Annotated in this window: 4 protein-coding genes; all 4 read right to left on the minus strand. The window is 71.7% G+C overall.

Features of this window, described 5'->3' with window-relative positions:
* Window position 1: 1 nt before the first annotated feature.
* Entirely contained in the window at window positions 2-688 is a 687-nt protein-coding gene (gene lptE, locus L2I40_RS17940) for an LPS assembly lipoprotein LptE (protein ID WP_237216562.1), read from the minus strand.
* The gene (leuS, locus tag L2I40_RS17945; RefSeq protein ID WP_237216563.1) at window positions 681-3,311 is read right to left on the minus strand and encodes a leucine--tRNA ligase; all 2,631 of its coding nucleotides are present in this window, start codon (window positions 3,309-3,311) and stop codon (window positions 681-683) included. Before leuS ends, lptE begins: the two co-directional genes overlap by 8 nt.
* 136 nt (window positions 3,312-3,447) lie before the next feature.
* Window positions 3,448-4,017, minus strand: coding sequence for a DUF3576 domain-containing protein (locus L2I40_RS17950; protein WP_237216564.1), 570 nt, complete (start codon window positions 4,015-4,017; stop codon window positions 3,448-3,450).
* Between the two features lie 176 nt (window positions 4,018-4,193).
* The gene (locus tag L2I40_RS17955) at window positions 4,194-5,474 is read right to left on the minus strand and encodes a porin (protein ID WP_237216565.1); all 1,281 of its coding nucleotides are present in this window, start codon (window positions 5,472-5,474) and stop codon (window positions 4,194-4,196) included.
* Window positions 5,475-5,793 lie beyond the last annotated feature (319 nt).

Genomic DNA, 5,793 nt, shown 5'->3' on the forward strand with positions numbered 1-5,793 from the left:
GTCACCGGATGACGCCGGCGCCGCCGATCCCGCCCTCGAGCCCGCCGCCCGGCATGTCGAGCGGCCGGGGCGACACCGCGCCGCTCACCGGCGGTGCGGACATCGGCGCCGGCTGCGGCACCGGATCGATCAGGCGCGGCGCGGCGCCGCTGCGCAGCTCGCGCATCCGCACCGCAACGCGCGTCACCACCTCCTCGGCCAACGCATCCGCCAGGCGCCGCAGCGTCGCCTCGCGGCTGGTGTCGGCGGCGAAGAACTGGTTGGGCTGGATGTTGAAGGCATCGACCGCGCGCTCGAAGCCGCTCGCCACCGTTTCGCGCGGCGTGAGGCGCAGCAGCGTCCAGTTGGCGGTCGCGATGAAGCGCGCGCGCGTCGCGTCGCCGCTCTCGAGGATACCGAGGGATTCGCCCGCAAGGCTCGGCCCGACCAGCAATTCCCAGCGCGGCGCCGCCGGCTCGCGCCCATTGCCCAGCCGGTCCTGCAGGCCGCGCCGCAGCAATTGCCCGAAGCGCTCCGGAATCACCGGCACCCGCGTCGCCGCGAGCTCCGCCGCCACCGAGGGATCGCCGGCGGCGATGTTGCCGTCCTCGCCATAAAGCGGGCGGAAGCCGCAGCCTGCCGTGCCGAGGGCGAGCGTCGCCGCCGCGCCGCGCAGCAGCCCGCGCCGCGATGCCGCCGCGTCAGACAACGAGGTTGACCACCCGGCCCGGGACATGGATGCGCTTCCTGATCGGCTTGCCGCCGAGCGCACGCTGCACGTTCTCCTCGGCCTCCGCCAGTTCGAAGATCCGCGCCTCGCTCTCGCCGACCGCAACCTCGATCGTCGCGCGCAGCTTGCCGAGCACCTGCACCGCGAGCGTCACCGTCTCCGCCTGCAGCAGCGCCGGATCGGCCTCCGGCCAGGGCAGCTCGGCCACCAGCGACGCATGGCCCGGGCGCAGCGCCGCGAAGACCTCCTCCGCCAGGTGCGGCATCATCGGCGCGGAGAGCCGCGCCAGCGTCTCCAGCGCCTCGCGCCGCGCGCTTCCCATGCCCTCAGCGCCCGCATCCTGCTCCGCATCGCCGATCGCGTTGGCGAATTCGTGGATGCGTGCGACGGCGACGTTGAAGGCGAAGCCCTCCAGCGCCTCGGTCACCGCGGCGATGGTGCGGTGCGTCGCCTGGCGAAGCTTGCGCGCGGCACCCGTCGCCTCCGGCATCGGCGCATCGGCGGGCGGCAGCGCATCGAGCGCCGTCTGCGTCAGGCGCCAGACGCGCTGGGTGAAGCGGAAGGCGCCGGCGACGCCGGCCTCGGTCCACTCCATGTCGCGCTCGGGCGGATTGTCGGAGAGGATGAACCAGCGCGCGGTGTCGGCGCCGAACTTCGCGATGATCGCGCCCGGATCCACGGTGTTGCGCTTCGACTTCGACATCGCCTCGACGCGGCCGATCGTCGCGGGCTCGGTGCTGCCCTTCACCACCGCGCTGCGCGTGCCGTCGGCGGCGACGGTGATCTCGACTTCCTCGGGATACAGCCAGCGGCCGTCGGCGCCCTTGTAGCTCTCGTGCTGCACCATCCCCTGGGTGAAGAGGCCGGCGAAGGGCTCCTCGCATTCCAGGTGACCGGAGGCCTTCATCGCGCGGGTGAAGAAGCGGCTGTAGAGCAGGTGCAGGATCGCGTGCTCGATGCCGCCGATATACTGGTCCACCGGCAGCCAGGCATCGACCGCCGCGCGCGTCACCGGTTCCGCCGCCTGCGGGCTGCAGAAGCGCGCGAAATACCACGACGAATCCACGAAGGTGTCGCAGGTGTCGGTCTCGCGGCGCGCCGGCTTGCCGCAGGACGGGCAATCCACGTGCTTCCAGGTCGGGTGGTGGTCGAGCGGGTTGCCGGGGCGCGAGAAATCCACGTCTTCCGGCAGCACGACGGGCAGCTGGTCCGCCGGCACCGGCACGGCGCCGCAGGAGTCGCAATGGATCACCGGGATCGGGCAGCCCCAGTAGCGCTGGCGGCTGATGCCCCAGTCGCGGAGGCGCCAGTTCACCACGCCCACGCCCTGGCCGGTCTTCTCCAGCTCCTCGATCACGCGGCGCTTCGCGGCCGGCACCTCGAGGCCGTTCAGGAAGTCCGAGTTGAAGATCGTGCCGTCGCCGCTATAGGCGGCGCCGTCGAGCGCGAAGGTCGCGGCATCGGCGCCGGGCGGCAGCACCACGGGCAGGATCGGCAGGCCGAACTTCGTGGCGAACTCGTAGTCGCGCTCGTCATGGCCGGGGCAGCCGAAGATCGCGCCGGTGCCGTATTCCATCAGCACGAAGTTGGCGATCCAGACCGGGAAGCTGACGCCCGGCAGGAAGGGATGCGCGACGCGGAAGCCCGTGTCGAAGCCGCGCTTCTCCGCCTGCTCGATCGCCACCTCCGACGTGCCCATCCGCCGGCATTCCGCGACGAACTCGGCCGCCTTCGGATCGCGCGCAGCGGCGGCCGCGGCGAGCGGGTGCTCCGCCGCCACGGCAAGGAAGCTCATCCCGAACAAGGTGTCGGGGCGCGTGGTGAAGACTTCCACCTCCTCCGCGCCCGCCGCCTCCGCGTCGGTCAGCCGGAACCGCACCCGCGCGCCTTCGCTGCGGCCGATCCAGTTGGACTGCATCAGCTTCACGCGCTCCGGCCAGCGGTCCAGCGTGTTCAGCGCCTCCAGCAGGTCGGGCGCGTATTTCGTGATGCTCAGGAACCACTGGCTGAGCTTCTTCTTCTCGACCAGCGCGCCCGATCGCCAGCCGCGGCCGTCGATCACCTGCTCGTTCGCCAGCACGGTGCCGTCCACCGGGTCCCAGTTGACCCAGCTCTCCTTCCGCTCGACCAGCCCGGCCTTCCAGAAATCCAGGAACAGCTTCTGCTGCTTGCCGTAATAGGCGGCGTCGCAGGTGGCGAATTCGCGCGACCAGTCGAGCGACAGGCCCATGCGCTGCAGCTCGGCGCGCATGTTGGCGATGTTGTCGTAGGTCCACTTGCCGGGATGGATGCCGCGTTCCCGCGCCGCATTCTCGGCCGGCAGGCCGAAGGCGTCCCAGCCCATCGGGTGCATCACGAGGTGGCCGCGCGCCCGCTTGTAGCGCGCCACCACGTCGCCGAGCGTGTAGTTGCGGACGTGCCCCATGTGGATCTTCCCCGACGGGTAGGGGAACATCTCCAGCACGTAGTATTTCCGGCTACCTTCCGGCGGCACGTCGGGGGCGGCGAAGCAGGCGCGGCTGTTCCATGCCGCCTGCCAACGCGGCTCGGCGGCGGCGAAGTCGTAGCGCGCGGGCGCGGCGCGGTTCGGCTGGTCGTTCATCGTGATGCGCTGTCAGGCCTGGAATTCGGCCACACGCATAGAGCAGAACGGCCGTGAGCGGAATTCGCCGGGGCGCAGGCCTGCCGTGCCCCGGCGCCCCGATCGGCGCCCCCCACCGGGGGCGCCCCCTTCCAGGCTAGCGCGACGCCGAGGTGGATTGCGCGCGCAGCTCGCGCGCCCGCAGCAGCACCTGCTCCTCGAGCTCGGCCGCGGTCCCGGCCGAGACCGGGACGTCCACCCAGCCGTTGCGCCCCATCTCCTGGCGGAACACCGCGACCCGCACCCCGTCGGAGCGAAGCTGGCGGCCCATGATGTAGGCGGTGGCGCGAATGCGCTCGCCGCTGCTGCCGGGGGGCGAGTACCAGTCGGTGATGACCACGCCGCCGAAGGGATCGGCGGAGGACAGCGGCATGAAGGACAGCGTGTCGAGCGTGGCGCGCCAGAGGAAAGCGTTCACGCCGATGCCGCCGCCGGTGTCGGACACCCCGGCATCGCGCTGGCGCGACCGGTCGGTGCCGAAGATCACGAGGCCGTCGCTGCCGCCCAGGCGGCCGCGCACGCCGTCGCGCCGGCTGCCCGTGTTGTATTCCTCGGGGCCGGGCGTGCGGAGGTTGTCGCCCAGGCTGCTGCAGCCGGCCAGCAGGCCCAGGGCCAGGCCGCCGATCAGCAGCCCCCGGGTGCGGGGCGCCCGCTTGCGCTCGATCATCCGTGCCGTTCCTGCCCGTGTGATGCACATGCCCGCCAGGCGGGCCTTCGGCGGGTCTTTATCGCTTACCGCCGGCGGCCGAAAGGCCTTTCGCCGGGCCGGGACCCCCGAAACGGAAAGGGGCGGCAGGTTGCCCTGCCGCCCCCGACCTTCACGCTCCCTGCGGAGCGCCGCGCTCAGAAGGCGAGGCGGGCGCCGAGGAGGACGACGTCCAGCTCACGCTTGTAGGCCGCGCCGCTGACGACGACGTTGTCGTCACGCAGCTGGTTGTAGGACGCCACCAGCTCCAGGCCCGGCGCCAGGGTGTAGGCGGCACCGATGCCCCACACGGTCTGCTCGCGGTCGCCGAAGCCCGGGCCGTTGTCCTGCGTCGCGATGCCGTAGAAGGCACCGAACGCCAGGGCGCCGGTCGTGTAGGTGGCGCCGAGGATCCAGTGGCTGGACGCGTCGCGGTTCGAGCCGTCGGCGTTGCGCGCGAGCGAGCCGCGGCCGACCGAGATGCCCGAGTAGTTGCCCCAGGTGTACTCGCCGCCGACCGTGAAGCCATAGCCCGTCAGGTTGAGGCCGACGCTGTAGGCCGAGACGTCGCGGTTGAAGAGGCGGGTGTTGGTCACGCCGTCCCAGCGCGCGCCATCGGCGCGCATCGCGGCGAAGCCGGCGGCCACGCCGATGTTGCCGAAGCTGCCCCGGTAGCGAATCGCGCCCGAGATCTCGTTCGTCAGCGTCGTGTAATCGCGCTGCAGCGGCTGCAGCGGGATGGACGAGATGTTGTCCACCGAGCGGCCGACGAAGACGCGCTCGCCCTCGCCCTGGTTCGGGTTGTAGCTCAGGCCGAAGTCGAAGCCGAAGAACTGCGGCGACAGGTAGACGATCTTCGTCGCGTCGTTGCCGTCGTTGATGCCGGTCAGCAGGGACGGACCGCCGCCGGTCACGGCGGTGGCGTTGACCGCGCCGTCATCCCAGTCGCCGTCCGGGCCGAAGCCGGTGATGCTCGGCACGCGGACCTGCAGGATGCTGGCCGCGCTGTCCTCTTCACCGAAGCGCAGCGTGCCGAGCGTCGGGGTCGAGACGAACACATAGGCCTCGTCGAGGTCGAGCGCCGTGCCGCCGCCGCCGCCGACGCCGTCGTTCTGGATCTCGATCACGCCGCCGTAGGACATGCCGTTCGCCGCCTTGCCGGTGACGAAGACCTGGACTTCCAGCTCATGGCGGAAGTCGTTCGTGCTGCGGCGCTGCGTGCCCTGGAAGCCGGCACCCGTCGGCTGCAGGCGCGTCGTGCCGTCGGCACGCGTGCCGGCCAGCGAGCGGCCGTAGTCGAGGTTGTCGTCGATCCAGTTGTACATGCCGAACATGAAGCCGCCGACGCGGACCTGCGGCGCTTGCTGTGCCTGGGCGGCGCCCATGCTGATCAGCGCAGCGCCGACCACCGCACTGGTGCCCAGCAGAATCTTGCGCATTCTGTTACCTCCTCCTGTACCGGGTGGCACCCGGCATGCTCCGGCCCGCCTGTCCCCCTCGACAGGTGCCGCGACCGGAGATCCCCCCCGAGCGCAGTCAGGCCCGAGTTCACTATTGGCCGCGTGATCAGGCCCCGTCCACCGCCCGAATGCCGCGCTCGCGACTTCCGCGAGACACTGTGGCGAGGCAGCCACATGCGCGCAGCGCAGCGGAGGCATGCCCTGCTTGCGGTCAGCCCCCCGCGAGCGCGCCGATGGCCGCCAGCCCCACCGCCCGCCCCGCGCCGCGCCGGGGCAGGCGCCCGGCCGTCGCGGGCGA

Origin of the sequence: Falsiroseomonas oryziterrae (genome assembly GCF_021864505.1) — a bacterium.
Taxonomy (GTDB): Bacteria; Pseudomonadota; Alphaproteobacteria; order Acetobacterales; family Acetobacteraceae; genus Falsiroseomonas; species Falsiroseomonas oryziterrae.